We start from the raw sequence: 26501 nt of genomic DNA, 5'->3' as shown, positions 1-26501 counted from the left end.
ATACGGGAGGCCACGGCCGGGCATATCACGCACGGCCGGGCCCGGCTCCGATGTTACGGGAAATGCAACGGTGAGGGGATTCGGGAGCGGCGATTGGCGCCATTTTTTGGCTAAATCGAGGGGCTGAAATGCGTGCGGTGAGAAGGATCGGGAAAAAATGCAGTTCGAAGGTGAAGTTTTTCGGGAGCCAACGCCCGAAATCGGGCGAAATGGGCACTTTCGGGGCCCAGAGGTGAGCTTTTTCGGGGGCTTGCCATCGAACCGCACGGATCTTCCGGCTGCGCGAAGGACGTTCCCGAAGACTTTACGCGACATAGGGTGAGGATTTTCGGGAGATTGCCGCAGTGCCGCGAAAGTCTCAGGATCCGCCGACGCTCTTTAGCTAAGGTGAGGTTTTTCGGGAGCATTTTTTGGCATATTTCCTGCCGAAGGTGAGCAGTTTCGGGAGAAAGTTGGCGTTCACTGCGCTGCAGACGCCGAGAATACGGGCTCGCGGAGGGTGTTACTCCCGGTTGTCATCCGGTATGGGTGAGAATATTCAGGAGGTTTTTCTCGGCAAACTCGCATATGCCTGAATCTCGTGTCTCGATCTGAGGTGAGGGAATGCGGGAGCCGATATCGCCTTCCCCTGCCTGCCGCACATGTGGATAAGTTACGGAATCCATTGATTTTTTCTTTTCGGCGCAATGAGCGGTGAGGATTTCCGGGAGGCGCCACGAAGGTGCAGCGCAACCGGACCGGATGCAAAAGGTGAGGTTTTTCGGGAGCAATTCCGGCGTAACAGCCGCAGCGTCGGCTTTCGGGAGCGCGCCAATAACTTTGGCCTGCACGACGACAGGTGAGGATTTTCGGGATATCTGGGGCACTCCCTCGTAACGCGCTGATGATTTGGCGCTTCGATCGCCGTGTCGGACAGCTTTTGCCGCCACAAGTGGGACTTTCCGATCGTTTTGTCCGTGCGGCGGGCCATGCTTTGGTGCAGTGCGATCGCACCGTTGTGGATTTTTTAGCCGGCAACCGGTTGGTCGCCAGGATTTCGCGACGTCGACGGACTTTTTTTCACCGTCAGCACGAAAATATTTAAGGTGAGCGAATACGGGAGCCGATGGCGACCTTTGGTACTCAGGCAGAAATGCGGGATCCGGCCGGAGCGTGCATGACGCAAAGCGCCCCACTGGATGGGCGTCTGACCAAAGGTGAGGCGATACGGGAGGGTGCCGCGGTGAGCGGCGCGCGCGAGATGCGCATCACCGGCAATGGTGAGGGAGGCCCTATAGACGCCTATCACCACAGACGGTATCCTTTCGCGAAATTCTCTTCTCGACCCGACGCATGGCCACGAAGCGCGTGAAAAAGACCGATGTGGTAAGCCCCAGCTCGGCGGAATTGCGCAAGGCCGTCGAGGCGATCGCGATCCAGCCGAAGAGCGGCAAGATCACCCTGCTGACCCGCAAGCTGTTCAATGTCCTGTTGGCCGTCGCCCAGCAGGCCGACGAGTCTGGCGATACCTACCGTGCGCTACTGTCCGACATCGTCGCCAACTCGGCGTTCGATTCGAACGATACGGCGCTCGTAAAGGAGCACCTGCGCCGCATGGTGTCGGTGCAGGTCGAATGGAGCCAGGGCACGTCGAGCCAGAAGCCCGGCCGCAAGTGGGGCATCTCCACGCTGATTGCGGACGCGGAAATTCTCGAGGATCCGCAAACTCGTCGCGTCTGGGTGGAGTTCTCGTTCGCGCCGAAGATCAAAAAGAAGCTGCTGGATCCGGTCCAGTACGCCCGCCTGAGCCTGCAGTTCCAGAGTCAGTTGCGCAGCAGCGCGGGGCTGGCGCTCTACGAGATCTGCGTGCGCTATCTGACCAACCCCAGCCATCTGACGATGCGCGAGACCTGGGAGTGGTGGCGCCCAATCCTTTCCGGTACCCCGGACACCGAAGCCGGCGACGAAGCCAAACGCGAGTACAAGTATTTCAAGCGCGATTATCTGCGGCCCGCAATTGCCGAAGTCAACGCGGTGACGAACATCTTCGTCGAGTTGATCGAGCATCGCGAAGGGCGCCGTGTCGCCGAGATCCAGTTTCGCGTGACCGAGCGCAAACAGCCGATGCTCGCGCTCGACGAGCATCCGAATGTATTCGACAGCACGCTCGTCGACCGCATGGTCAAGATCGGAATTCCGCTCAAGGAAGCGCAGTCGCTTTACGCCGACAGCGAGGAAAACCGCATTCGCGCAGCGTTGCAGCTGACCGAACAGCGCATGCGCAGTACGAGCTTGCCGCCGGTGCGCAGCGCCGCGGCGCTGTTCAAGGACGCGTTGAAGAAGGGCTATGCGCCGCCGGTCGAGACCGCGGCAGGCGCCACACCGGCCGTTGGCCGCGGTGCGGCGGCAGCGGTCTCAGCCGACGATCCGAAGGCGCGGCTGCTCGATGAATACGCGGCGTATCGGCGCAAGGAAGCGCGCTCGCTCTATGAAGAGCAGGGCGACATGGAGCGCGAACTGGCGCGTCAGTCGTTTGAGACGGATGAACTGCCGGGACTGGGATCGCATTTGCGCGACGACTGGCGTCGTCGCGGGCTGGAATCGAAACTGGCCGATACGGCGTTCTTCGACTGGCTCGCGCGCAAGACCTGGGGCGAACCGACCGACGGCGATCTGCTCGCGTTCACGCTGAGCCAAACGCGCGCTGCCTGAGCATCAGTTATGGCCGGCCCGTGCAATGCGGGGCGGTGAGGGTGTGACCGTTCGGGCGATTGTGAGGCATGAAACGATCGTGCCTCAATCGTCGACGGTCCGCCAGTGCGTGGCAGCCGTCGACACATTTTCCAAGGTTATTTCGTTTTCAGGATCTGTTCGATCTGCTGAAGAATCGCGTCCCGTCGATCTTTGGTGAGTCCCTTCAGGCGCAACTCGAGCCGGTCGTCGCCATAAGACTTCAAGTCGCCGACGGCGACACCGTCCAGCTTGATCTCCAGCCGTTGTGCGTAGCGTTGCCGCCCAGCCGGTTTCGGGCTTTCCTGCGCGCTCGCCCGGCCTTTCACGATATCCGCTACCTGACGCGTGCTGAGGTCGTCGGCCACGATGCGGTTGATGAGACGCAGCGTGGCATCGGTGCCGCGCGCGCCGTGATAGCGCCCGACCTGATAGGCCATGTTCGAGCCGAAGCGGTCCGGGCGTGCCACCATTTCCTGCATGACCGATTCCGGCAACTTGCCGATCGATAGCGCAACCGCCACCGTCGATTCGTCGAGGCCGAGGTGGTCGGCAAGTTCACGTTGACTCAGAAAATGCTTTTCGTCGATGAATCGCTTCCACACCACCGCGTTATCGAAAACGGTCTGCGAATCGCGCTGGACGTTCAGGTCGTAACCGAGTTTGTAGCTCTGAATGCCGATCGGCAGGTCGACGACGATTGCCTTGACGACTTCCTTGTTCGCTTCTTTCAGTGCCCGCACGCGACGGCCGCCATCGCTCACGTAGTAGCTGCCCGGCGCCGCATAGTCGGGAATGACATGGATCGCCTGCTGTTGCCCTTGCTTCGCAAGATTGACAGCGAGTTCAGCGATCGATGCCTTCAGATAGAAGTGACGCGGATTGAAGGGGCTCGGCTTGATGTCCTTGAGCGGCAACTCGATGATCTGCCCCGGACGGTAGCCTTGAGCGATGCGCCAGGTGCGGTATTCGACCGATTCATTTTCGAGGCCAGGCGCATCGTCGAGAATCGGCTCGACGGCAGGTTCAAGGCCGGTCACAAGCGCAGGCTGACTCGAGCGCCCAGCAACTTCGCGCGTTTTTGGCTTGTCCTGGACGAGGCCGTCGATGGCGTTGAGACGGTCGAGCGCAGTGCGCTTCTCGCTGCTCGTCGTATCCGGACGAGCCTGAAAGCCTTTGGCGAATTGGGAGGGTTTCATTCAGGGTCCTTTATGCGCATAAAGTCAGGGGAGCATGGCCGCGATCTCGTCGGCGCATGCGCGCACTTCCACCGCGGCGAGGCGAGCGCCGCGATCGTTCATTTGCAGAACGGTCTGGCCCAAGGCCATCGCCTGCTTGTACGCCTCACGTGTGGGAATCTGCGTTCTGAGCAGAGGGAAACCAAGCTCTTCGAGGGCGCGCTTCAGCTCGCGGGTGAGCATGCGCTTCTCCTCGGTCTTGTTCAGCAGAAATACCGCGCGCAGATCTTCGTTCATGACCTGAGCCTGCTGGATGAGCTTCACGAGACCAACACTCGACCAGTAGTCGGCCGGAGAAGACGAAGTCGGAATGACGGCGACGGTCGCAGCGAGCAACACCACACCCGAGACCTTTTCCGTGATCGACGGCGGGCAGTCCACGACGATCACGTCGTAGTCGTTGACGAACTTCTTGATCTCCCGATGGATCTGGCCACCGGCTTCGGAAAGATTGACGACCGGGAACGGGATGCCGGTGTCACCATCGGCTGACGCACTGGCCCAATGGACCAGCGTGTTTTGGCCGTCGGCATCCACGACGAGAACCCGCTTCCCCTTTTCGTGAAAGGCCGCGCCGAGATGCATCGCGATCGTGCTTTTGCCGACCCCGCCCTTTTGCTGCGTGACTGCGATTATCTCTGCTGCCAATTGGTATTCTCCTTTTTGCTATTAGCTTAGGATTTTACCTGGAATGTTTTTCAGTTCAATGATTTTTGGCGTAATTTGCAGTCGAATTAGCCATTCGGACAAGGTTTATGCGCATAAAGCTCGCACAGGGGCGTGGGAACGCCGCTAGCGTTTGCGCGCGGCACTGAAATCTGCCTCGGCAATGCCTTCGATGCATGGCGTCGATCTGCTAACGGGCACACCGGACGATGACATCGGCGCAACTCACGGCTTTATGCGCATAAAGTCCGCGCCTCACTCCATCGCTTCCCCGTCGCACACAAAGCGCGACCGGAAAATCTCACCGCGAATCCACATGACGCCCCCATGGCAGCAAACCTCGGCACCAAGAGTCAGGAATGGTCCGCAGAAGCGGCCTACGCGTGCCAGCGCGCCCCCGGTAAAATCGCAGCGAGGCCCCAGTCTCACCGAGGCTCACCCACCACCACTCTTCTCTCGCAATTGCGACGTCATGATCACGATCTACCACAACCCCCGCTGCTCCAAGTCCCGCGCGGCTTATGAACTGGTATCCACTGCAACGGCAAACGAGTCAGTCGAGGTGATTGAATACCTGACACAACCGCTCACCGTCGACCGACTCAAAGCGCTGCACGCGATGCTGGGCTGCCCGCTACTCGACATGATTCGCACCGGCGAAACCGAGTACGCAGAACTCGGCCTCGATGCGCCTGGCGTTACAGATGATCAGCTCTACGAAGCAATTGTGCGGCATCCGATTCTGCTGCAGCGACCCATCGTCGTGCGCAATGGCCGCGCCGTGATCGGGCGCCCGACCGAAAACATTGCCGCACTGTTTGGCTGACATCGCCGGGATGCATGCGTTGGGGTACTCACGCGCCAAAAGCGAGCGAATCGCGAGCGCGAGCGCCCGCGTGCATGGACGAGGTGCAATCCCTGCCATGCACGCATGGAAATTGCATCTTTGCTAACCTGCAGACGAATCCGACGCGAGGCCCGTGTTCATCGGCTCTTCGCGCAAGTTGTCCACAAGCTTATGCCCAAAATCTGTGGATAAATTCGCGTTACCCACGGTTATCCACAACGCCTCGCCGATCCCGATATCGGGCTGACCCGAGCGAGCGTCTGCGCATCGCCGGAAGGCGCATACGTCTATGATGACGTTTCCTTCCATTGCGCTTCGCGCGCGCTTCCGAGGAAACCGAAATGGCCTACAAGATCGCAGTGGTAGTCGGCAGTCTGCGCAAGGATTCATTCAACCGGCAACTCGCACACGCGGTGACTTCGCTCGCACCCGCCGATTTTACTTTCGAGTATCTCGACATCGGCGTGCTGCCGCTCTACAGCCAGGATTACGACGCCGACTATCCCGAGGTGGCGCGCCGCTTCAAGCAACAGATCGAAGCGGTCGACGCCCTGCTGTTCGTCACGCCCGAATACAACCGCTCGATTCCGGGCGGGTTGAAAAACGCACTCGACTGGGGTTCGCGGCCGTGGGGCACGAATTCGTGGCGCGGCAAGCCGGGCGCGGTGCTCGGCACGTCGGTGGGGGCAACGGGCACAGCGCTCTCGCAGCAACATCTGCGTAACGTGCTCGCCTATCTCGACGTCCCGCTGCTCGGTCAGCCCGAGATGTTCATCAAGCACGACCCGAGCCGCGTTAACGAGCAAGGCGAGATCGTCAACGAGGACACCCGCAAGTTCCTGCAGGGCTTCGTCGATACGTACGTGGCCTGGGTCAAGCGCCAGCTCGGCCGCTGACGCCTGAAACGCAACCCACGCGGCATTTGCGCGAGGGGCTTCAGTGCAACGTTCGGCGCTGCCCCGGCATGTCCTTGTGGTGCTCGGGCGTATCTTCCTCGTATTCGAGGAATTCGTCCGGAATTTGCGGCGCGACGCCTGCTGCGGGTCGCGTCGCTTCGGGTGCGCCAGGAACGTCCACATGATGCGCGCCCATCACCGCACCAGCGCCCGGTGCACTGGCCGATGTGAGCACGGTCGCTTCGGCCTCGCTCGTCGGCCGCATCGGTTCGACAGTGGGTTCGACGGTCGGGTCAACGGAGGCTTGTTCGCGCGCGGCTTCGGTCTGCGCGGCACGGCGGCGCATGGCATCGGCGAATTCGGAGAGACCCAGTTCGTCGAGCGCCGAGTGCTCGCGCGCGACCGGACGGTCCGTCGCGGGCCATGCCCACGGCGTGCCGCGTAGCGCGACTTCCGTCGCATGCTCTTCGCGCAGCGTCTCGTACGCGAGGTTGGCGTGCGCCTCGTCGCTCACATGCACGCCGATGCGCACCGCTTCGCCCGGCGGCGGCGTCATGCCCGTCTGGGCCTCGGTGGTGCGACGCGCATCGCCCGTCGACGAGAAAAAACTTCCCACGAGCCGCTCGATGCCGGCCAGCACACCCTCGGTGCGCGCCGGCAGGTCGATGTCGCCCGCCGCGAAGCCGCGCTGCAGCAGCGCGTCCTGCGCGTGGCGTGCTTCCTCGTAGGTTTGGAAAACGCCGGTCACGGTCTGTTTCATGGCAGCCTCCTTCGCCAGATGGCGACGCCTGCTTACATCATGCGCCGATTGTGCTTTGCTCGTGCATCGGTTGGCGCATGCTGCGCGCGACGTCTAACCGCCTGATTCTGCGGGTCGTGCTGGCTGTCGCAAGCCTCGTGCCGCGAAGCGTGTTCCTGCGACTTGTCATGCTCGCGGGCTCGGGAGCGTCGCATCGTGCTCGCGCTTCGCGCGCGCCTGGCGGTCCTCGCGAATCGCCTCGAGCATCTTCTCCAGCAGCGCGATGTCGAAGGGCTTCGATAGCACACGCACATCGGCATTGCGCGTGCGCTCGAGCTCCTCCGCATAGCCCGTCACGAGGATCACGGGCAGGTCCGGCTCGAGCCCCTGCAGCGCCTCGGCCAGATCGATGCCGTTCATCGTCCCCGGCATGTGGATGTCGGAAAGCACGAGGTCGAAGCGCGGCGTGGGCTCGCCCTCGGCAGGCGGCGCTTCGACCCGTTCCAGCGCACTCGCCGCGTCGCTCGCGCAGGTCACGCGGTGGCCCATCATCTGCAGGAGCGCCTCGGTGCCGGCCGCGACTTCGTCGTTGTCCTCCACGAGCAGCACGTTCAGCCCATGCTGCACCTCGGCGCTCTCCTCGCGCGGCTCGCTCGGACGCGGCGCGGGCGGCTCGGCGAGCGAGCGCGGCAGATACAGATGCACCGTCGTGCCCGCGCCGATCGCACTGTCGATCGCGGCGAGTCCGCCGGTGCGCTCGCAGAACGCAAACACCTGCGGCAGTCCGAGGCCGGTGCCCGTGCCCTTCGACTTGGTCGTGTAGAGCGGCTCGAACGCGCGCGCGAGCACGTCCGGCGGCATGCCGGTGCCGGTGTCTTCGAGGGTGACGTGCACGAAGTCGCCGTCGAGCGGGAAGCCTTCGTCGGGCCGGAAGCTGATGTTGCGCGCGCGCACCGTGAAGCGGCCGCCGTTGGGCATCGCGTCGCGCGCGTTCACCGCGAGATTGATGAGCGCGAGCTCGAATTCGGCCACATCGACGAGCACGGGCCACACGTCGTCGTCGACTTCGACGATGAGCGACACCTTCGCGCCCAGCGACGCGCGCAGCAGTTCGCGGGCCGCCGGCAGCCAGCGCCCGACGTGGATCGTCTCGTTGCGCAGCGGCTGCTTGCGCGCCACGCCGAGCAGTTGGCGCGTGAGCGACTGGCCGCTCTTGAGCGCGCGCTCGACCGCCGAGAGTTCGCGCTCGAAACCCGCCGCGCCGCGCCGCCGCGCGATCTGCACGTTGGCCGAGACGATCATCAGCAGGTTGTTGAAGTCGTGCGCGACGCTGCCCACGAGGTTGCCGAGCGCTTCCATCTTGCGCGACTGCCGGTAGGCGGATTCGATCGAGCGGCGCATCGAGGCTTCGGCCTGCCAGCGCTCCCACGCCTCCTCTTCGGCGGCGAGACGCCGCAGCGACAGCCAGATCACGCACCAGAGGGCAATCGACGGGACGAACATCGAGATGATGAGCACGCTCAGGTGCCGGTACCACGCCGCCCAGATCGCGGGCGTGCGATACGCGCAGGTCACATAGACGGGGTACGCGCCCACGCGCCGGAACGCGAGGATCACGTTGCTGCCGAGCAGCGCGGAATGCATGCGCACGACACCGGACTCCGTGCCGCGCTGGAGCGCGGCGCCCAGCGGCGAGTGCGGCGTGATCGTGGGCCCGTCCACGCGCGGGGGCGGATCGAAGGCGAGGATCGTGCCGTCGCTGCGCACGAGGCCGAGCGACATCGGCGAGCCGGAGCCGAGCAGGTCGCGGTAGAACGAGCTGAAATAGCCGGGGCGCAAGGCGACCGAGACGAGACCCGCGAATCCGCCGGCTTCGTCGAGGCGCGCCACGCCCATGTTGAACACGGTCTCGCCGCTCACCTGGCCCTGCATCACGCGCGAGACGTGGTCGAGCACGCGGCCGTCGCGGATGCCGGCGAAGTCGTCGCGCGAGGCGATCGACATGGTCGGCGGCGGCGAATAGCGGCTGCTCGCGAGCAGGTCGCCGTTAGTGCCGAAAATCGACACCGCAGCCACTTGCGGATAACCGCCGCCGATGGCATCGAGTTTCTCGTGGATCTGCGGCTCGCTGGCGCGGATGCCGTCGTCGTTCAGATCGCGCACGAGGTCGACTACGCGAGCATCGAGCGCCTCGTTCATGTCGAACACCTTGAGCGCGTGCTCTTCGGCCACGCGCACGGTGCGCAGCGTGGTGTCGGTGGCGTCGGCTTCGCGCGCGCGCAAGTCGTTGTACGCCATGGCGGCGACGTAGAGGCACGGCAGCACGATCGCCGCGACGAGCAGCGCGAGCAGCGTGCGCCGGCGTACCGTGAAGTCGTGGCCCGGCGCGGCCGGAAACGGCGCGTCGTCGGCAGGGGGTGGCTGGGGTATGCGTTCGTCTGGCCGCTCGGGCCGGTCAGCAATCATCGTACGGAAAAGCAGGGAAAAGGCGGCGGGGCAGTCGACATGATAAACGACCGCGATGACGCCCCGACGGCCAGCGCATACCCCGTGCGCCGCAAGCATCGTCGGTCAGGCAGGCCGCCAGGGGTTTTCTCTCGCTGAATGCCGAATTCGCGAAAATCGGCGAAGCGCAAACGTACCACAAAGGGATAATCAACGTTCTTTATTTAAGGGATGGATAATTTATTTCCATAAATTAGCCAGAATGAGTCGATTTTGTTCGTCGAATGATTAACGGCGAGTTGCATTTGATTCAATTTGATTCGAGAATCCCGGACACGATAAATAACGCATTCGCATGAACGCCACGCTCGCCATTACGGCGCATGGCCATGCTATGGGGTGGCTGCAGGCATGCAGACGAGGGCCTTCACACCGGCGCACGGGTTGCCGGTAGCCATTGGGCAACGGCGCAGCCATGCGCGTTGCGTCGTCGCACCAGCGCGCGGGTCCGTTTATGCGTTACGAATTATTCGGCCCGTTCGCAATTTTCTTTGAAGTCTCCCTAAAGTAATTGCCCGCGCCGCCGTTAATCCGTCGAAACGCACTCCGTCCAACGCACACTCATTCAGCATATCCATGTCCTTGCCCATCGTGATCGCCGATGACTCGCTGTTAGCCCGCAAGGTGCTCACGAAGGCGCTGCCCGAGGACTGGGACGTGGCGATTTCGTACGCGTCGAACGGACACGAAGCGCTTGCCCATTACCGCGCCGGTCGTGCGGCTGTGATGTTCCTCGACCTCACGATGCCCGACCTGACGGGCTTCCAGGTCCTCGAAGCGTTGCAGCACGAAGACCTGAACACGTTCGTGATCGTCGTTTCCGCGGACGTCCAGCCTCGTGCCCGCGAGCGCGTGCAGGCACTCGGCGCGGCGGCGTTCGTCGCAAAGCCGGTAACCCAGGAGGCGCTGCTGCCCATCCTGAAGGAGTACGGGTTGTATGCCTGATCGAGTGTTCACGGAACTCCAGCGCGACGCGCTGCAGGAGATCGCCAATCTCGGCATGGGGCAGGCCGCGACGCGTCTGTCGGCGCTGCTCAACGCCTTCATCGAGTTGTCGGTGCCGCGCGTGCGCGTGGTCGCCGTCTCCGAGGCCGCGGCGGCGCTGCGCGAGATGACCGGTATCGACGGCCCGGTTGCGGCCGTGCGCCAGGGCTTTCGCTCGGAAATCAAGGGCGAGGCGCTGGTGATCTGCCGAAGCGGCGAGATCGCCGAACTTGGCAGCCTGGTCGGCGGACCTTACGCGACGATCGGCGACGATGCCCTCACCGAGGAAGAGCTGATGTTCGACGTCGCCAACGCGCTCACGGGCGCGTGCGTGTCGTCGATGCTCGACCAGCTCGGGCGCATGCCAGTGTTTTCGCAGCCGGGGCTGCTCGGCGAGGCGATCATGCTCGACGAGGTGTTCCAGCCGGGCCTGCTCGCGTGGGACGTCGCGCTGCTCGTCGAAGTCAATTTCGCGCTGGAAGACCAGCGCTTCCGCGCCCACCTCGTCATGCTGATGGCCGAGGAGTCGATCCATGTCGTGAGCCGGGCCATCGACGCGTTGTTACATAGCCTATGAACGAGCCAGCCGGGTTGCCAACACTAGCGGACCTCGTTGTCGAACGGGTGGGCTTCGGCATATTCGTGGTCGATCGCGACATGAACGTGCTGAGCTGGAACCGCTTCATGCAGGATCACAGCGGCGTGACCGCCGAGGACGTGATCGGCCGCTCCATCTTCGAACGCTTCCCGGACCTGCCGCGCGCGTGGCTCACGCGCAAGGTGGAAAGCGTGTTCCAGCTGGGGAGCTTTGCGTTCAGCTCGTGGGAGCAGCGCCCGTATCTGTTCCAGTTCGACCATGACCGGCCGATCACGGGCGGTGTGGACTACATGCAGCAAGACTGCACCTTCATGCCGCTCATGCGCGGGCGCGACGTAGTAGCCGTGTGCGTGACCATCTCCGATGTCACCCACGTGAGCGTCATGCAGCGCGAGCGCGAGGACGCCGTGGCGAAGCTGCGCGAATACGCCGACCGCGACGGTCTCACCGGCATCGCGAACCGGCGCTTTTTCGAAACGCGCCTCGCCGACGAATTCCTGCGCTGGCAGCGTTACGGCGGCGAGCTGTCGATGCTGCTGTTCGACCTCGACCACTTCAAGCGCATCAACGACGAATTCGGCCATGTGGCCGGCGACACGGTGCTGCGCTCGATGGCGCAGCGCGTGTCGGGCGTGGTGCGCAAGCAGGATGTGTTCGGCCGCTTCGGCGGCGAGGAATTCGCGCTGCTCCTGCCGTGCACGCCGCTCGACGACGCGCTCTACGTCGCGGAGAAGATCCGCCGCACGATCGCCGACGAGCCGATCGAGGTGCAAGGCGTGATCGTGCCCGTGACGGCCAGCGTCGGCGCCGCGACGGCGCGCACGGGTGCGCCCGACTACGAAGGCATGATCAACGAGGCGGACGCCGCCCTCTACACGGCGAAGCGCCAGGGGCGCAACCGCTCGGTCGCGCTCGCCTGATCCGAGTCGGGCGCAAACGGCTCCCGCCTCAATCCGGCTCATCGCCCCATGCTCCGGGGCTGCGCGGCCATGCCTCCACTGCGGTCCCCAGGCGCTGACGGCCCTGCGCGGGTCGCCCAAAGGTTGATATACTTTTGCCCGTTTCCGGCCTTGCACGCCTCCCGGCAAGCAATTTAAGGGTCGGGTGCCTCGCGCGTGTCCGCGCGCGCGGGCGACCCGCGGCAATGCGGGCCCGAATAGAGTCGAACGCCCGGTGAGGGCGCCCCCAGCGGAGATCGTCTTGGCTGTTTCCAATCTCGTCGTGGACGATACACAACAAACCGACGCTGCCGCCGCTTCGTCGGGCAGCTCGTTTTATCTGGCGATGCGGATCCTGCCCCCCGCGCAGCGCGACGCCATGTATCAGGTCTACGCCTTCTGCCGCGCTGTCGACGACATCGCCGACAGCGACCTGCCGCGCGCCGAGCGCGCTGCGGGGCTCGACCAATGGCGCGCCGACGTCGACGCGTGCTATGCGGGCACGCCGCGCGCTTCGCTCGCGGCGCTCACGCGCCATATCCATACGTTCGGGCTGCAGCGCGCAGATTTTCACGCGATGATCGACGGCATGGCCATGGACGCCGCCGAGGACATCTGCGCCCCCGACGAGGACACGCTCGACCTGTATTGCGACCGCGTGGCGAGCGCCGCAGGCCGGCTGTCGGTGAGAATTTTCGGGATGCAGGAGGAGCCGGGCCGCTTGCTGTCGCACCATCTGGGGCGCGCGCTGCAGCTCACCAACATCCTGCGCGACATCGACGAAGACGCGGACATCAACCGCTGCTATCTGCCGCGCGAACTGCTCGCGCGCGAAGGGATCGCGGCGGGCAATCCGCACACGATCGCCGCCGACCCGTCGCTGCCGCGTGTGTGCGAGACGCTCGTGCAGCGCGCCCGCGCGCACTTCGCGCAGGCCGACGCGATCATGGACGCCGCGCCGCGCGCGCAGGTGAAAGCGCCGCGCATCATGTCGGGCGTCTACCGCGTGCTGCTCGAGCGCACCGTGGATCGCGGCTTCGACCTGCCGCGCACGAAAGTCAGCAAGCCGCGCGCACGGCTCATGTGGATCGTCGCGCGTTACGCGCTGTTCTGATGCCTCGGCTAGTCCACGTCATCGGCGCTGGGCTTGCGGGCCTCGCGACGGCCGTGCGGCTTCAGCGGCGCGGCGTGCAGGTGGCGCTCTACGAGGCCGCCAGCCAGGCAGGTGGACGCTGCCGCTCGTACTACGACCGCACGCTTTCGGCGACGCTCGACACGGGCAATCATCTGGTGCTGGCGGGACATGCGCGCACGCTGGAGTACGTGCGCACGATCGGCGCCGGCGACGCGCTCTCCGGCCCCACCGAGCCGGGCTTCGCGTTCATGGATATCGCCGCGGGCTCGCGCTGGACGGTGCGCTTCTCGCGTTCGCGCATGCCGTTCTGGATCGGCGACTCGCGCTCGCGAGTACCGGGTACGCGCGCCGCGGACTATCTGGGGCTGCTGCCGCTCCTGTTCGCCAAGCCGGGCCGCACGATGGCGCAGACCATGCGCTGCGAAGGCGTGCTGTGGGACCGGCTGCTGCACCCGTTCTTTCTCACGGCGCTCAATGTCGAGCCGCGCGTGGGCAGCGCGGAGCTGGCGGGCGCGATGCTGCGCGAGTCGCTCGCGGCGGGTGGCGAGTCGTTCCGGCCACTGGCGGCGCGCGGGGGCCTTTCCAGCGCATTCGTCGATCCGGCCTTGCGCATGCTTCAGCACGGCGGCGCGGCGATCCGCCTCGACTCGCCGCTCAGGGAGATTGAGTACGACGACGCGGCGGGCCGCGTCTCCGCACTCGATTTTCCAGACGGGCGCATCACGCTCGCAGCCGACGAGGCGGTGGTGCTGGCCGTGCCCGGCGCGGCCGCCGCGGCGCTCGTGCCGGCGCTGCAGGCGCCGCAGCGCCACAATGCGATCGTCACCGTGCACTACGCGGTGCCGGCGCCGCCGGGCCTCGTGACGCCGATGGCGCTCGTCAACGGCACGGCCCACTGGCTGTGCACGGCCGAGGGGCGCCTGTCGGCGACGATCCACGACGCGCACGGCGTGCTCGACCTCGACCCCGAGGAGATCGCGCGCCGCGTGTGGACCGACGTGGCCGAGGCGGCCTCGCTGCCGCTCGAGCCGATGCCTGCCTGGCGCGTGTGCGCCGACGCGCGCGCGACCTTCGCCGCGGTGCCCGACGAGGAATGGCGCCGGCCCGCGACGCGCACGCGCTGGAACAATCTGATGCTTGCAGGCGACTGGACGGCTACCGGTCTGCCCGCGACGATCGAAGGAGCGATCCGCTCGGGCCGCAAGGCCGCCGAGCTGCTCCTGACCGAAAATTTGGAACGTAGATGAACGATTTATCCCAGGACACGCTCGGCGTCGCCACGCCGGGCGTGGCGATGCCCACCCCCACGTTTGCCGAAGAGACGGCCGCACCGCTCGCCATGCTCGACGCCGCCGTCGTGCGCGCGACCGATGCGATCCTCGCCGACCAGCGCGCCGATGGCCATTGGGTCTACGAACTCGAAGCGGACGCCACGATCCCGGCCGAATACGTGCTGCTCGTGCATTACCTGGGCGAAACCGCGAACCTCGAACTCGAACAGAAGATCGCGCGCTACTTGCGCCGCATCCAGCTGCCGGACGGCGGCTGGCCGCTCTTCACCGACGGCGCGATGGACGTGAGCGCAAGCGTGAAGGCTTACTTCGCACTCAAGATGATCGGCGACGCCGAAGACGCCGAACACATGGTGCGGGCGCGCGAGGCGATTCTCGCGGCGGGCGGCGCGGAGCAGGTCAACGTGTTCACGCGCATCCTGCTCGCGCTGTTTGGCGTGGTGACGTGGTACGCAGTCCCGATGATGCCCGTCGAGATCACGTTGCTGCCGCAGTGGTTCCCGTTCCATCTGTCGAAGGTGTCGTACTGGGCGCGCACGGTGATCGTGCCGCTGCTCGTGCTGGGCGCGAAGCGCCCGGTGGCGCGCAACCCGCGTGGCGTGCGCATCGACGAGCTGTTCCGCGGCGCGCCGGTGAGCGTGGGCCTGAACGCCCGCTCCCCGCATCAGAGCAAGGGCTGGTTCGGTTTCTTCCGCGCCGTGGACGGCGTGCTGCGCGTGACCGATCCGCTCTTTCCGACCTACCTGCGCCAGCGCGCGATCGACGCCGCGGTGGCGTTCGTCGACGAGCGCCTGAACGGCGAGGACGGTCTGGGCGCGATCTTCCCGGCCATGGCCAACGCCGTGATGATGTACGACGTGCTGGGCTATCCCGCCGATTATCCGCACCGCGCGATCGCACGCCAGTCGCTCGAAAAGCTGGTGACGGTCCACACGGAGGAAGCGTACGTCCAGCCCTGCCTGTCCCCGGTGTGGGATACGTCGCTGGCGGCGCACGCCCTGCTGGAGACCGGCGACGCCCGCGCGGAGGAAGCCGCGCGCCGCGGCCTCGAATGGCTGCGTCCGCTGCAGATTCTCGACGTGCGCGGCGACTGGATCTCGCGCCGCGAGGCGGTGCGTCCGGGCGGCTGGGCGTTCCAGTACGCGAACCCGCACTACCCCGATGTCGACGACACGGCCGTGGTCGTGGCCGCGATGGACCGCGTGGACAAGCTCGACAACACGAATGCCTACGACGCCCCGATCGCCCGCGCGCGCGAATGGGTGGTCGGCATGCAAAGCAGCAACGGCGGCTGGGGCGCGTTCGAGCCGGAGAACACGCAGTACTACCTGAACAACATCCCGTTCTCGGACCACGGCGCACTGCTCGATCCGCCGACCGCCGACGTCTCGGGCCGCTGCCTCTCGATGCTCGCGCAGCTCGGCGAGCTGCCGGCCGCGAGCGAGCACGCGCGCCGCGCGTACAACTATCTGCTCGAAGAGCAGGAAGCCGATGGCAGCTGGTACGGTCGCTGGGGCATGAACTACATCTACGGCACGTGGACGGCGCTGTGCGCGCTCAACGCGGCCGGTCTCAGTCACGACGACCCGCGCATGAAGCGCGCGGTGCAATGGCTCGTGCAGATCCAGAACGACGACGGCGGCTGGGGCGAAGACGGCACGAGCTACAAGCTCGAATACCGCGGCTATGAGCGCGCCACCAGCACGGCTTCGCAAACGGCCTGGGCGCTGCTCGGCCTGATGGCGGCGGGCGCGGTCGATCATCCGGCGGTGGCACGCGGCATCGAGTATCTGCAGACAACGCAGCAGGAACACGGCCTCTGGGACGAAACGCGCTTCACGGCCACGGGCTTTCCGCGCGTGTTCTATCTGCGCTACCACGGCTATCGCAAGTTCTTCCCGTTGTGGGCGCTCGCGCGCTACCGCAACCTCAAGCGCGCGGGCGTGACGCGCGTCACGGTCGGTCTGTGAGCGCGGCGGCCGGTATCAAGGCGCGCGCCCTGCCAGTGATCGCAGTAACGGGCATGGCCTTCGAGGCGAGCATTGCCGCGGGCAAAGGCCAGGATGGCGTACGCGCCGTCTATGCCGCGCGCGCCGATCTGCTGCAGAGCGCGCTTGCGGCGGCGCTCGAGGACGGCGCGGCGGCCATCGTCAGCTTCGGCACGGCGGGCGGTCTTGCACCCGATCTCGAGCCTGGCACGCTGGTGATCGCGCAAGCGATCGAAGGGCCGTTCGGGCGCGTCGCGACCGACGCCGCCTGGAGCGCACGCATGGCCGACGCGCTGATGGCCTCGCCGCTCGCCGCGAAAACCCGGCGCGGCGTGGAGGCAGCCGTTGCCGCGCCGCTCACCGGTGCGGCGGACAAGGCCGCGCTGTTCAGCGCGTGCGGAGCGCTCGCCGTCGATATGGAATCGCACCTGGCCGCCGCCGCCGCGGCTGCGCATGGCGTGCCGTTCGCAGTGTGCCGCGCGATCGTCGATCCGGCGTGGCGCAGCCTGCCGAAAGCGGCCATGGCCGGCTTGCGCGATGACGGCACGACGGCGGTGCTCCCGGTCCTGCGCGAACTGGCGCGCGACCCGGCCCAACTGGGCGGCCTGCTGCGCGTGGCGGCGGACGCGAAAGCGGCACGCCAGTCGCTGAGCGCCGCGCGGCAGGTGTTGACTGCCACCGGCGCTTTTTTCCCGAAATGATCCTGCCGGGTTATTGAAATACTAGGGTAAACCCCTATCTCTGGTAACATCTCAGTGTTAACCCCAGGTTCGTTCCTGCGAGCTGGGGACAAATCACATATCGGGGAGTGGCCAGCCATGAATTTTCATACTCGCAAGTGGGTCAAGCCTGAAGACCTGAATCCGAACGGCACGCTGTTCGGCGGCAGCCTGCTGCGCTGGATCGACGAAGAAGCGGCGATCTACGCGATCTGCCAGCTCGACAATCAACGCGTGGTGACCAAGTTCATGTCGGAGATCAACTTCGTGAGCTCGGCGCGTCAGGGCGACATCATCGAGCTCGGCATCACGGCCACGGATTTCGGCCGGACGTCGATCACGCTGCGCGCCGAAGTGCGCAACAAGATCACGCGCAAGAGCATCCTGACGATCGAAAAGATGGTGTTCGTGAACCTCGGCGCCGACGGCGTGCCGGCCCCGCACGGCCGCGAGCGTATCCGTTACGCCGACGAAGCCTACGAGCGCTATCGCCAGACCGTGCAGACGACGGCGGATGCCACGGCGCTGGCGGCGGCGAACGAGGCCGAACGCCAGGCCGAGAGCGAGGACGCTTCGGTGCATTGAGCGGTGCTCGCGACGCGATAAAAAACCCGGCAACCTCGAAAGGTTGCCGGGTTTTTTGCATTGATACGCCGCCCGCCCGCATACGGGCGGCCCTATGTTGCGTTCAGGGCGCCGATGCGGGCTTCACAGGCGCTGCCGTCGCACCCGAAGCCGCGACAGGCGCCGATGCGCTCGCCGGTGCGGAAGCGGCTGCCGCGGCTACACCCGCCGTGCCGGCCGCCGCAGCAGCACCCGGACCCGCGCCAGCCGCGGCCGCACCGGTCGTAGCAGCCCCGGTAGCGCCCGTCGCGCTCCCCTCGCCAGGATCCTCGTAATTCGGCAGACCATTGTTCGAAGCGCCGGGGGCCGCCGTGCCACCTGCGCCACCTGCGCCGCCGGCACCGCCGGCACCGCCCGACTCGCCCGGGTCTTCGTAATGGGGTGCCCCGTTCTCGTTCGGTGCGGCCTCGCCGCCCGGCTCGCCGTAATCGGGCAGCGGCGCATTGTTGCCCCGCGAGCCGCGGATCAGCGATTCGCGCTGCTGGCGGTAGGCGTCGCGCACGAACGAATACGGGTCGAGTGCCGCCTGCTTGAGCAGGTCGGTTGCGCCGAGCAGGTCCGCACGCGCGCTGATGAACTGCGCGAGATACATCGGGTTGCGCACCGCCGGCTCGAAGTAGTTGATGACGTTGAACTTCACGTCCACGGCCATGCCGATGCCGTCGCGCACCGAACTGGGCCCGAACAGCGGCAGCACGAGATACGGGCCGGCCGGCATGCCGTAGTGGCCCATCGTGAGGCCGAAGTCCTGATGGTGCTTGGGCAGCCCCGCCAACGTCGCGAAGTCGATCAGGCCGCCCAGACCGAAGGTCGTGTTCATCGCGATGCGCATCAGATCCTGGACGGCGTCGGTGATCTTCAGCTGCAGCACGTTGTTTGCGAAGTTGTCGACGTCCCCGATGTTCGAGAAGAAGTTCGTGATCGCCTGACGCAGCGGCTGCGGCGTCACCTTCTGGTAGCCCTTGGCAACCGGCTGCGCGACGTGGGTATCGAGTTTGTCGTTGAACGTGAAAATTGCGCGATTCGCGGGCTCGAACGGATCGCCCGGTTTGCGGTCGGGGCCCGTGGCGCAACCCGACGTCACGAGGAGCGCCAGGCTCGCCGCCGCCATGGTGAGCGCGGCTTGATTCTTCTTCATTGGTCGATCCCCTGAGTTTCCGATCTCGCGCGTTTTGCGCGCGGCTTGCCCATCAGCACCGGCTGGAAGACCACGGCGCCTATCAGCGTACAGAACAAGGACAGTGCGAGCAGCTTGCCCATGCTCGACGTGCCCGGATGATGCGATAGCCACAGGCTCCCGAACGCCGTGGCGGTGGTCGCGGCGGAAAAAAGCACCGCGTGCGTGAGGCTCGAATGCAGGAGGCCGGTCTGCCCCGCGCGCCAGGCCATCACGAAGTAGATTTTGAACGCGACGCCGACGCCGAGCATCAGGGGAAGCGCGATGATGTTGGCGAAATTTAGCTGAATTCCGAAGACGACGCACAATTCGAGCGTAACGAGCGCCGATACCAGTAGAGGAATGATCGTGCGCAGCACGTCGCCGAAATTGCGCAACGTGATCCAGAGCAGCGCCGTGATGAGCAGCACCGACCACCCCGCTGCCTGGAAGAACGCGAGGATGATCACGTTCGCCGAGTGCAGGATCGAGATCGGGCCGCCGATCGCGTTCGGCTCCGCCGCCTTCACCGCGTGTGCGAAGCGCGCGAGCATCACATCGTCGTTGGGATCGACGCCCGGCGGCACGCGCGGCGCGACGTCCACGATCGCCTGGCCGGTCGGCGCCACCCAGTCGCGCGCCATCTCGGGCGGCAGGTTTTCCCGCGTGATCTCCGAGGGCTGCAACAGGCGCGCGAGCTGCGCGAAGGCGAGCCTGAGCGTGAGGCTGAAGGCGGTTTCCGCGCGGTCGCGCGTGGCCGGGCTCGCGTTCGCGAGTTTGTTGAGCGAGTCGGACAGATGGTTCGCCTCGGCCGCGCCCGGCCCCGGGTGGTCGCTCGCGGCGAGCGAAAGCTGGTTGGCCGCGCGCTTGAGCGTCTGTACGCGCACTTCGTCGGTTACGGGCGAGGACGGCTGCTGCGTGAGCGCGGGCAGAAGCTGCTGCGCGGCGCTCGAGATCAGCATGAGCTTTTGCTGCTGATCGTCGGGAATCAGCGAACTGAGCGTGGTGGCGCGAGCGACTTCGGGCAGCTTCGAGAGCCGCGCGGCGATCTTGTCGGCTTCTTCGAGCGACGGCGCGAGCACGCTCACATCGTTGATCGAGATGACGGGCGAGTTCTTGAGCGCCAGCAGCGTCGCCATCGACTCGGTATGCGGATCCTTAAGATGCAACGGATTGAAGTCGAAGCGCAGATGCAGCAGCAACGGCGTCGCGCCCACCACGATAATGAGCGTGGTGATCAGCACGGGCTTGCGATGCTCGGCGAGCCATTTGTCGACGGGCGCGAGGAACGCGAAGCCCGGCGAGGCGCGCTCGCCCCTGGGATTGAACACGCGGATGAGCGCCGGCAGCACCGTCATGTTGCACACGTATGCCACGAACATGCCCACGCCCGCGATCTGCCCGAGTTCCGAGAGGCCCTTGTAGGCGGTCGGCAGGAAGGAAAAGAAACTTTCGGCCACGGCGATCGCCGCGAGCGTGAGCGGAACGCCGATGGTCCGCGCGGTCTTGAGGAGCGCGGCGTCGAGCCGCTCGTCCTGGAAGCGCTCCTCGCGATACTTCACGCCGAACTGCACGCCGAAGTCGACGCCTAGCCCCACGAACAGCACCATGAAGGCGACCGAGAGCATGTTGAACGAGCCGATCATCATGAGGCCGAGCGCGGCCGTGATGACCAGACCGACCACGAGTGTGATGAGCGTTGCGCCGATCAGCTTGCCCGAGCGCAGCGCGAGCCACAGGATGGCGAGCACGACGATGATCGTGATCACGCCGTTGAGCGCGGCGCCGTCCTGCACCGAGGCGAATTCGTCGTCGGCGAGCGGCTGTTCGCCCGTGAGGCGCACGCGCGCGCCGAATTCGCTGTCGAGATGAAGCGAGGCGGCGGTCGCGCGGATCGCTTCCGACGCGTTTGCGCCTGCCTTGAGCGCGCCGAAGTTAAGCACCGGCTGCACGGTGATGAAGGCGAACGCCGGCTTCGTCGCCGCGTCCTTGTCGACGAGCGCGCGCCACGAGAACGCCGCGGGCTTGCCGGCGAGCACCTCGTCGACGACGGTGGCGGCGCTGCCGAGCAGATTCGCCATTTGCGGCAACTTGATCTGGCCGATCGTGAGCGGCAGTTGCAGCGTGGTCGTGAGCGTGCCGGCCAGACCCGCGAGACTCGGATCCTTCGCGAGCTGGTTCACGAGCGGGCGCGCCTGCACGAGCTGGCCCGTGGTCGAGAGCACCGTGGCCGTGGACGGGAACAGCAGGCCGTTGTGCTGGAAGAACGGGCCGCCCGCGGGCTGCGAGACGGCGCTGAATTCGCGCGAGTCGGCCTTGAGCGCTTGCGCGAGCTTGTCGGCTGCGGCGTCGGCGAGTTCGGGCGCGTCGGCTTCGACGACCACGAGCAGCGAGCTCGCGCGCTGCGGGAACGCCTTGTCCTTGGCTTCGCTCAACGCGGCCCATTCGGCCGTGTTCTCGACGAGACCGCTGACGTCGGTATTGATCTTGAAATGCCTCGCGACGTATACGCCGGAGAGCACGGCAAGCACGATTGCAAATGTGATCACCCACGCCGCGCGGCGCACCGACCAGGCGACGAGGCTAATGATGAATGGCTTCAGCATACAGGCGAGGGGGCCCTGTCAATTAGGTTCTTTGACGCGAAACGCACAAGTATACCGGCCCCGCCCGTCCCGGCGCGGGTCTTGCACACCTGGGCTCGAGGCGGCGCCCCGGCAGCGCATCTGCCAAAGCCGTTATACTGGCTCAGCCGGCGGCGCGAAGGTTACGTGATTGCACTTGCACTTAACCGCACGCACTGAGTCGCACTGTACCGGCGCCTGAATTTCACTGTTCCAGAAGAGCGTATGAAACGTTACCTGACCGCATTTTTCGTCGCCGCCTGTTTCACGGGCGTCTCGGGCGCCGCGTTCGCGCAGACCACGCCGGACGCCATCGTCAAGGCCGCCGTGGAAGGCACCGTGAAGGCGATGCAGGCCGACCCGCAGGCACGCGGTGGCGACATGAACAAGATCACCCAGGTGGTCGAGACCCATTTCGTTCCCGCCACCGACTTCAAACGCACCACGCGGATCGCCGTTGGCAAACCCTGGGCGACGGCCACGCCCGAACAGCAGCAGAAGCTGTATGAGCAATTTCAACTCCTGCTCGTGAAGACGTATGCCTCGTCGCTCTCGCAACTTCGTGATACCCAGGTGACCTTCAAGTTCGCACCGTCGAACACGGGTGCCGGCGCGAAAGACACCGTGGTGCAGTCGCACGTGATCAGCAACGGCGGCGACGACGCCATCGACTACCGTCTCACTCAAACACCCAACGGCTGGAAGATTTACGACATCAACATGATGGGCGCCTGGCTGATCCAGGTCTACCAGACGCAATTTGCCGACCAGATCGCCAAGGGCGGCATCGACGGCCTCATCAAGTTCCTCGTCGACCACAACGCGCGCAGCTGATCGTCGATCGGTGGTTGTACACGCATTGCGCATTGACGGGCACTCCGGGTAAGCCGGAGCGCCCGTTTCACTTTCTGCGGTGCTCCACCGCGAACTTGATCAACTCCGCCTGCCCTTCGATCTCCAGCTTGCGCTTGAGGTTGAGCCGGTGCGTTTCCACCGTGCGCACCGAAAGTCCCTCGCGCTGCGCGATCTGCTTGCTCGAGAGTCCTTGCGCGAGCGCGTCGAGAATGTCCCGCTCGCGTGGCGTGAGACGCTCGACGGGTGTGCTGCGCGCCGACGCCTGGATCATGCGCGCACTCAGGCCCGCGCTGAAATACGTACGCCCGGCCAGCACCGCCTCGATCGCGCGGATGATCTCGGTGGCCGGCGAATCCTTGAGCACGTAGCCGCTTGCGCCCGCGCGCACCGCCTCGGTCACGTATTCGACGTTGTCGTGCATCGACAGCATCAACACGCGGATGGCCGGAAAGCGCTCGTGGAAAATGCCCGCGAGCGCAATGCCGTTCACGCCGGCCATGCCCACGTCCATCAGGACGAGATCGGGTTCGAGCGACGCGGCGAGCGCGATGGCCTCATCGGCGTTGCCGGCTTCGCCCGCCACCTCGAATCCCGGCACGGCCTCGAGCCGTGCGCGCAGGCCGTCGCGCACGAGAGGATGGTCGTCCACGAGGACGAGCCGCGCGGGTTTGGCGCCCGGGCTGGTCGAATGGTTCACGTTTGCATTCGTCATCGTCATTTCGGTGTTCCTGATACAGCGGCTTTGGATGCTGCATTGGACGCTGCATTGGACGCAATAGGCACCCACGCGGTGACGAGCGTATGGCCGGGCTGCGAGGTGATGTCGAGGCGCCCGCCGAGCGACTCGAGGCGCTCGCGCATGTTGCGCAGGCCCAGACCCGCGCGCGGGTCGGCCAGCGCGTGCGCCACGTCGAAGCCGCGGCCGTTGTCGGCAATGCCGAGTGTCACGCCGCTCGCGGCGACCTCCAGCGTGAGCGCGGCGCGCGCCGCTTGCGCATGCCGCACGATGTTGGTGAGCGCTTCCTGAGCAATGCGAAAGAGCACGGTGTTGACGGCGTCCGGCAGCGCGGGAACTTGCGCCTTTTTGCTCGCCGGTTTCGGCGCGGTTTGCGTGAAGGCGATCTCGATGCCCGTTTGCTCGGCCATCTCGCGCGTGAGTTGCTCCAGTGCGGCGGCGAGGCCCAGGTCGTCGAGCATTGAGGGGCGCAGGGCGTGCGAGATGCTGCGCACTTCACGCAGCGTGTCGGACAGTCGTGAGAGGCCGGTGGCGAGCGACGCTTCGGCGGCGGGCACGCGCGTTTCCCCGCGCTCGAAGCGAGCCAGCGCCGACTCCAGCAGCAGCTTCACCGAAACGAGCATCTGGCTGATGCCATCGTGCAGTTCGCGCGAAAGCCGCGCCCGCTCCTGCTCCTGAGACTCGACCACCTGTTGCGCAAGGCGCTTGAGTTTGGCGTCGGTGCTGCGGTGCTCGCTCACGTTGAGCACGAGCGCACCGAGCGCGATCACGAGCACGCCCGCGAGTGCGATCGCGCCGAGCCACTGAATGGTGTGCTCGATATTCGCGGAGGCGCGCTCGTCGATGTGCGCGAGCGTCGAATCGACGTCGTCGAGATAGATGCCCGTGCCGATCATCCAGCCCCAGCGCGGCAGCGGCACGACATAGCCGAGCTTGGGCGCGAGCCTGCCCGTGGACGGCCGGTGCCACATATAGCGCACATAGCCGCCGCCGCGCTGGGCCGCGGCAATCAGTTGCTGGATCGTGAGCGCGCCCTGCGGATCGCGCAGATTCCAGAGATCCTGCCCGACGAGCGCGGGCTCGCGCGGATGCATGAGCGAGCGCCCGTGCATGTCGTAGACGAAGAAATAGCCATCAGGGCCGAAGTCCATCTTCTGCAGCACGGCTAGCGCGGCCAGCTGGCGGTCGGCTTCGCTATCGGGTGCGGGCAACGCGTCGCTGGCGCTTGCCTCGGGCGCATAGAGCGGCGCGATGGCGCTCGTGGCCAGCTCCACGTAGTGGCGCAGCTCGATTTCCTTGCTCGACATATACGCGCTCTGCATCGTCGCGTGCTGCGTTTGCGCGAGCTGCGTGGCCTGCTGGCGCACGCCGATCCCGATGCCGGCAATCGCTGCGAGGAACGGCACGACGGCGAGCAGGAAGATTTTCGTCTTCAGGCGGCGGTCGGCAAAGAAAAATGGGGCGGGCATGACGGTGTTCGGAAGCTGAGTCTGCAAGCATAACCGGGCGCGCGCGGCGCAGGCGCCAAATTCACGCGCCGCGCGAGAGAGTGTCCTTGCGCGACACCCTGCGCGGCGGCCCGCGATTATCGTTGCGCGCGCAACGAATTGCTGCCTTCCCTACGTAGTTCTACGTAGCGCGCTTACGTAGTTGTCCGGTTGTGGCTGACGGTCTGAAAGCGAATACTACCGCCCACGACATGGCGTAATGCGTCATGCATGCGCCGCCATCGCCACGATGCTGTGGACGGCGCGCAAGGGTCCGGTTCCGATGCCGGACACAAAGCTAAAAACATAACGGAGACACCGCATGAGTCGGACATCCAGTTTTGTCGTCTGGACGCTGGTCGCGCTGCTTGGCGCGTTCGCGTTCGGTACCATCGCGCTCGCGCACGGCGAGCGAATCAGCGCACTGTGGATCGTGATCTGCGCCGTGTGCGTCTATCTGATCGCGTATCGCTTCTATAGCCGCTTCATCGCCACGCAGGTCCTGCAGCTCGACGGCCTGCGCATGACGCCGGCCGTGCGCCACAACGACGGGCTCGACTACGTGCCCACCAACAAGTTCGTACTGTTCGGCCATCACTTCGCGGCGATCGCGGGCGCGGGTCCGCTCGTGGGCCCGGTGCTGGCCGCGCAGATGGGCTACATGCCCGGCATGCTGTGGATTCTCGCGGGCGTGGTGTTCGCGGGCGCCGTGCAGGACTTCGTGGTGCTGTTCCTCTCCACGCGCCGCGACGGCCGCTCGCTCGGCGACCTCGTGAAGATGGAACTCGGTCCGGTGCCCGGTGTGATCGCGCTGTTCGGCACCTTCCTCATCATGATCATCATTCTCGCGGTGCTCGCGCTGATCGTCGTGAAGGCGCTCACGAACTCGCCGTGGGGCACGTTCACGGTGGCCGCGACGATTCCCATCGCGATCTTCATGGGCCTGTACGTGCGTTACATCCGTCCGGGCAAGATCGGCGAGATCTCGATCATCGGTTTCGTCCTGCTGATGGCTTCCATCGCCTTCGGCCAGCACGTGCACGATTCGCCCACGCTCGCCGCCTGGTTCACGTTCACGGGCACGCAGCTCACCTGGATCCTGATCGGCTATGGCTTCGTCGCTTCGGTGCTGCCGGTGTGGCTGCTGCTCGCGCCGCGCGACTACCTTTCGACGTTCCTCAAGATCGGCACGATTCTCGCGCTTGCGATCGGCATTCTGATCGTCGCGCCGGAACTGAAGATGCCGGCCTTCACGAAGTTCATCGACGGCACGGGCCCGGTCTGGTCGGGCAACCTGTTCCCGTTCCTCTTCATCACGATCGCGTGCGGCTCGGTGTCGGGCTTCCATGCGCTGATCTCGTCGGGCACGACGCCCAAGCTGCTCGATAACGAAACCAACGCGCGCTTCATTGGTTACGGCGCGATGCTGATGGAATCGTTCGTCGCCATCATGGCGCTCGTGGCCGCTTCGGTGATCGAGCCGGGTGTGTACTTCGCGATGAACGCGCCGCTCGCCGTGCTCGGCACGACGCCGGACGCGGTCGCGCAAACCGTGGGCCACTGGGGCTTCATGCTCACGCCGGAGATGCTCACGCACACCGCGCAGGCCGTGGGCGAAACGACCATCGTCGCGCGCGGATTCGAATCGTCGGGAATCGGCCTGCGGGCTTGCCCCGTGGGCAACACGGCATTTTCAACAATCGCACCGTAAGGTGTGCGAATCAAAGAATCTTTCATGATCTTGCATCGAATCTGTCTCTTATAC

General features: G+C 65.4%; 22 protein-coding genes and 1 pseudogene. 13 read left to right on the top strand and 10 right to left on the bottom strand.

The annotated features are described in order from the left end of the window. Positions 1 to 515 precede the first annotated feature (515 nt). Both AB3X98_RS29790 and AB3X98_RS29785 read right to left on the bottom strand, forming a co-directional pair. Entirely contained in the window at positions 516 to 929 is a 414-nt protein-coding gene (locus AB3X98_RS29790; RefSeq protein ID WP_368610361.1) for a hypothetical protein, read from the bottom strand. A gap of 77 nt (positions 930 to 1006) precedes the next feature. Continuing rightward, entirely contained in the window at positions 1007 to 1291 is a 285-nt protein-coding gene (locus tag AB3X98_RS29785; protein WP_368606521.1) for a hypothetical protein, read from the bottom strand. Between the two features lie 41 nt (positions 1292 to 1332). Between AB3X98_RS29785 and AB3X98_RS29780 the strand changes: the two genes are divergently transcribed. Next, positions 1333 to 2691 carry a replication initiation protein gene (locus tag AB3X98_RS29780; protein WP_069261550.1) on the top strand — a complete coding sequence of 453 codons (1359 nt, stop codon included), beginning with the start codon at positions 1333 to 1335 and terminating at the stop codon, positions 2689 to 2691. A gap of 137 nt (positions 2692 to 2828) precedes the next feature. Here AB3X98_RS29780 and AB3X98_RS29775 read toward each other — a convergent pair whose 3' ends face one another. After that, positions 2829 to 3908 (bottom strand): ParB/RepB/Spo0J family partition protein, encoded by a 1080-nt coding sequence (locus AB3X98_RS29775; protein WP_069261551.1) that lies wholly within the window; start codon positions 3906 to 3908, stop codon positions 2829 to 2831. Positions 3909 to 3932: 24 nt separating this feature from the next. Beyond that, on the bottom strand, positions 3933 to 4595 hold the full coding sequence (gene parA, locus AB3X98_RS29770) for a ParA family partition ATPase (RefSeq protein WP_042271984.1): 663 nt from the start codon (positions 4593 to 4595) through the stop codon (positions 3933 to 3935). Positions 4596 to 5085: 490 nt separating this feature from the next. Here parA and arsC point away from each other — a divergent pair, with 490 nt between their 5' ends. Both arsC and AB3X98_RS29760 read left to right on the top strand, forming a co-directional pair. Beyond that, the gene (arsC, locus tag AB3X98_RS29765) at positions 5086 to 5439 is read left to right on the top strand and encodes an arsenate reductase (glutaredoxin) (RefSeq protein ID WP_368606520.1); all 354 of its coding nucleotides are present in this window, start codon (positions 5086 to 5088) and stop codon (positions 5437 to 5439) included. A gap of 362 nt (positions 5440 to 5801) precedes the next feature. After that, positions 5802 to 6356, top strand: coding sequence for an NADPH-dependent FMN reductase (locus AB3X98_RS29760; RefSeq protein WP_368606519.1), 555 nt, complete (start codon positions 5802 to 5804; stop codon positions 6354 to 6356). 40 nt (positions 6357 to 6396) lie between these two features. On the opposite strand, the gene AB3X98_RS29755 is transcribed toward AB3X98_RS29760, so the two are convergent. Continuing rightward, positions 6397 to 7116, bottom strand: coding sequence for a hypothetical protein (locus AB3X98_RS29755; RefSeq protein WP_342946841.1), 720 nt, complete (start codon positions 7114 to 7116; stop codon positions 6397 to 6399). Positions 7117 to 7281: 165 nt separating this feature from the next. Then, entirely contained in the window at positions 7282 to 9561 is a 2280-nt protein-coding gene (locus AB3X98_RS29750; protein ID WP_342946840.1) for an ATP-binding protein, read from the bottom strand. Between the two features lie 615 nt (positions 9562 to 10176). Between AB3X98_RS29750 and AB3X98_RS29745 the strand changes: the two genes are divergently transcribed. The 8 genes from AB3X98_RS29745 to AB3X98_RS29710 all read left to right on the top strand — a co-directional run bounded on the left by AB3X98_RS29745 (position 10177) and on the right by AB3X98_RS29710 (position 17839). Next, positions 10177 to 10545: a response regulator gene (locus AB3X98_RS29745; RefSeq protein ID WP_028202798.1), complete on the top strand. Its 369-nt coding sequence runs from the start codon at positions 10177 to 10179 to the stop codon at positions 10543 to 10545. Beyond that, complete coding sequence (locus tag AB3X98_RS29740) at positions 10538 to 11161, top strand: chemotaxis protein CheC (protein ID WP_069261555.1); 624 nt, start codon at positions 10538 to 10540, stop codon at positions 11159 to 11161. Before AB3X98_RS29745 ends, AB3X98_RS29740 begins: the two co-directional genes overlap by 8 nt. Then, positions 11158 to 12102, top strand: coding sequence for a diguanylate cyclase (locus tag AB3X98_RS29735; RefSeq protein WP_069261556.1), 945 nt, complete (start codon positions 11158 to 11160; stop codon positions 12100 to 12102). Before AB3X98_RS29740 ends, AB3X98_RS29735 begins: the two co-directional genes overlap by 4 nt. Positions 12103 to 12382: 280 nt before the next feature. Then, on the top strand, positions 12383 to 13234 hold the full coding sequence (gene hpnD / locus AB3X98_RS29730; RefSeq protein ID WP_342946839.1) for a presqualene diphosphate synthase HpnD: 852 nt from the start codon (positions 12383 to 12385) through the stop codon (positions 13232 to 13234). Next, positions 13234 to 14502 (top strand): hydroxysqualene dehydroxylase HpnE, encoded by a 1269-nt coding sequence (gene hpnE / locus AB3X98_RS29725; protein ID WP_069261558.1) that lies wholly within the window; start codon positions 13234 to 13236, stop codon positions 14500 to 14502. The genes hpnD and hpnE overlap by 1 nt, the downstream gene beginning before the upstream one ends. 47 nt (positions 14503 to 14549) lie before the next feature. Next, a complete protein-coding gene (shc, locus tag AB3X98_RS29720) occupies positions 14550 to 16517 on the top strand; it encodes a squalene--hopene cyclase (RefSeq protein WP_368607123.1) in 1968 nt (655 codons plus the stop codon). Positions 16518 to 16570: 53 nt separating this feature from the next. Next, complete coding sequence (locus tag AB3X98_RS29715) at positions 16571 to 17236, top strand: phosphorylase (protein ID WP_368607124.1); 666 nt, start codon at positions 16571 to 16573, stop codon at positions 17234 to 17236. Positions 17237 to 17353: 117 nt separating this feature from the next. Further along, complete coding sequence (locus AB3X98_RS29710; protein WP_069261559.1) at positions 17354 to 17839, top strand: acyl-CoA thioesterase; 486 nt, start codon at positions 17354 to 17356, stop codon at positions 17837 to 17839. A gap of 103 nt (positions 17840 to 17942) precedes the next feature. On the opposite strand, the gene AB3X98_RS29705 is transcribed toward AB3X98_RS29710, so the two are convergent. Both AB3X98_RS29705 and AB3X98_RS29700 read right to left on the bottom strand, forming a co-directional pair. Continuing rightward, complete coding sequence (locus AB3X98_RS29705) at positions 17943 to 19016, bottom strand: VacJ family lipoprotein (RefSeq protein WP_368607119.1); 1074 nt, start codon at positions 19014 to 19016, stop codon at positions 17943 to 17945. Continuing rightward, the gene (locus AB3X98_RS29700) at positions 19013 to 21640 is read right to left on the bottom strand and encodes an MMPL family transporter (RefSeq protein WP_342946836.1); all 2628 of its coding nucleotides are present in this window, start codon (positions 21638 to 21640) and stop codon (positions 19013 to 19015) included. The genes AB3X98_RS29705 and AB3X98_RS29700 overlap by 4 nt, the downstream gene beginning before the upstream one ends. 243 nt (positions 21641 to 21883) lie before the next feature. Here AB3X98_RS29700 and AB3X98_RS29695 point away from each other — a divergent pair, with 243 nt between their 5' ends. Further along, positions 21884 to 22492: a phospholipid-binding protein MlaC gene (locus AB3X98_RS29695; protein ID WP_368607120.1), complete on the top strand. Its 609-nt coding sequence runs from the start codon at positions 21884 to 21886 to the stop codon at positions 22490 to 22492. A gap of 67 nt (positions 22493 to 22559) precedes the next feature. Here the strand turns inward: AB3X98_RS29695 and AB3X98_RS29690 are convergent, their stop codons facing one another. After that, entirely contained in the window at positions 22560 to 23225 is a 666-nt protein-coding gene (locus AB3X98_RS29690) for a response regulator transcription factor (protein ID WP_069261870.1), read from the bottom strand. A 2-nt stretch (positions 23226 to 23227) separates the two neighbouring features. Then, on the bottom strand, positions 23228 to 24718 hold the full coding sequence (locus tag AB3X98_RS29685) for a cache domain-containing protein (protein WP_368607121.1): 1491 nt from the start codon (positions 24716 to 24718) through the stop codon (positions 23228 to 23230). 340 nt (positions 24719 to 25058) lie between these two features. Here AB3X98_RS29685 and AB3X98_RS29680 point away from each other — a divergent pair. Next, positions 25059 to 26372, top strand: a pseudogene (locus AB3X98_RS29680) (carbon starvation CstA family protein); the annotation flags it as partial. Between the last annotated feature and the right edge of the window lie 129 nt (positions 26373 to 26501).

The sequence above is a fragment of the Paraburkholderia sp. BR14312 genome (assembly GCF_040948675.1).
Lineage (GTDB): Bacteria > Pseudomonadota > Gammaproteobacteria > Burkholderiales > Burkholderiaceae > Paraburkholderia > Paraburkholderia nodosa_A.
The sequence above is the reverse complement of the archived record's forward strand: the minus strand, read 5'-3'. Positions and strand labels throughout refer to the sequence as shown.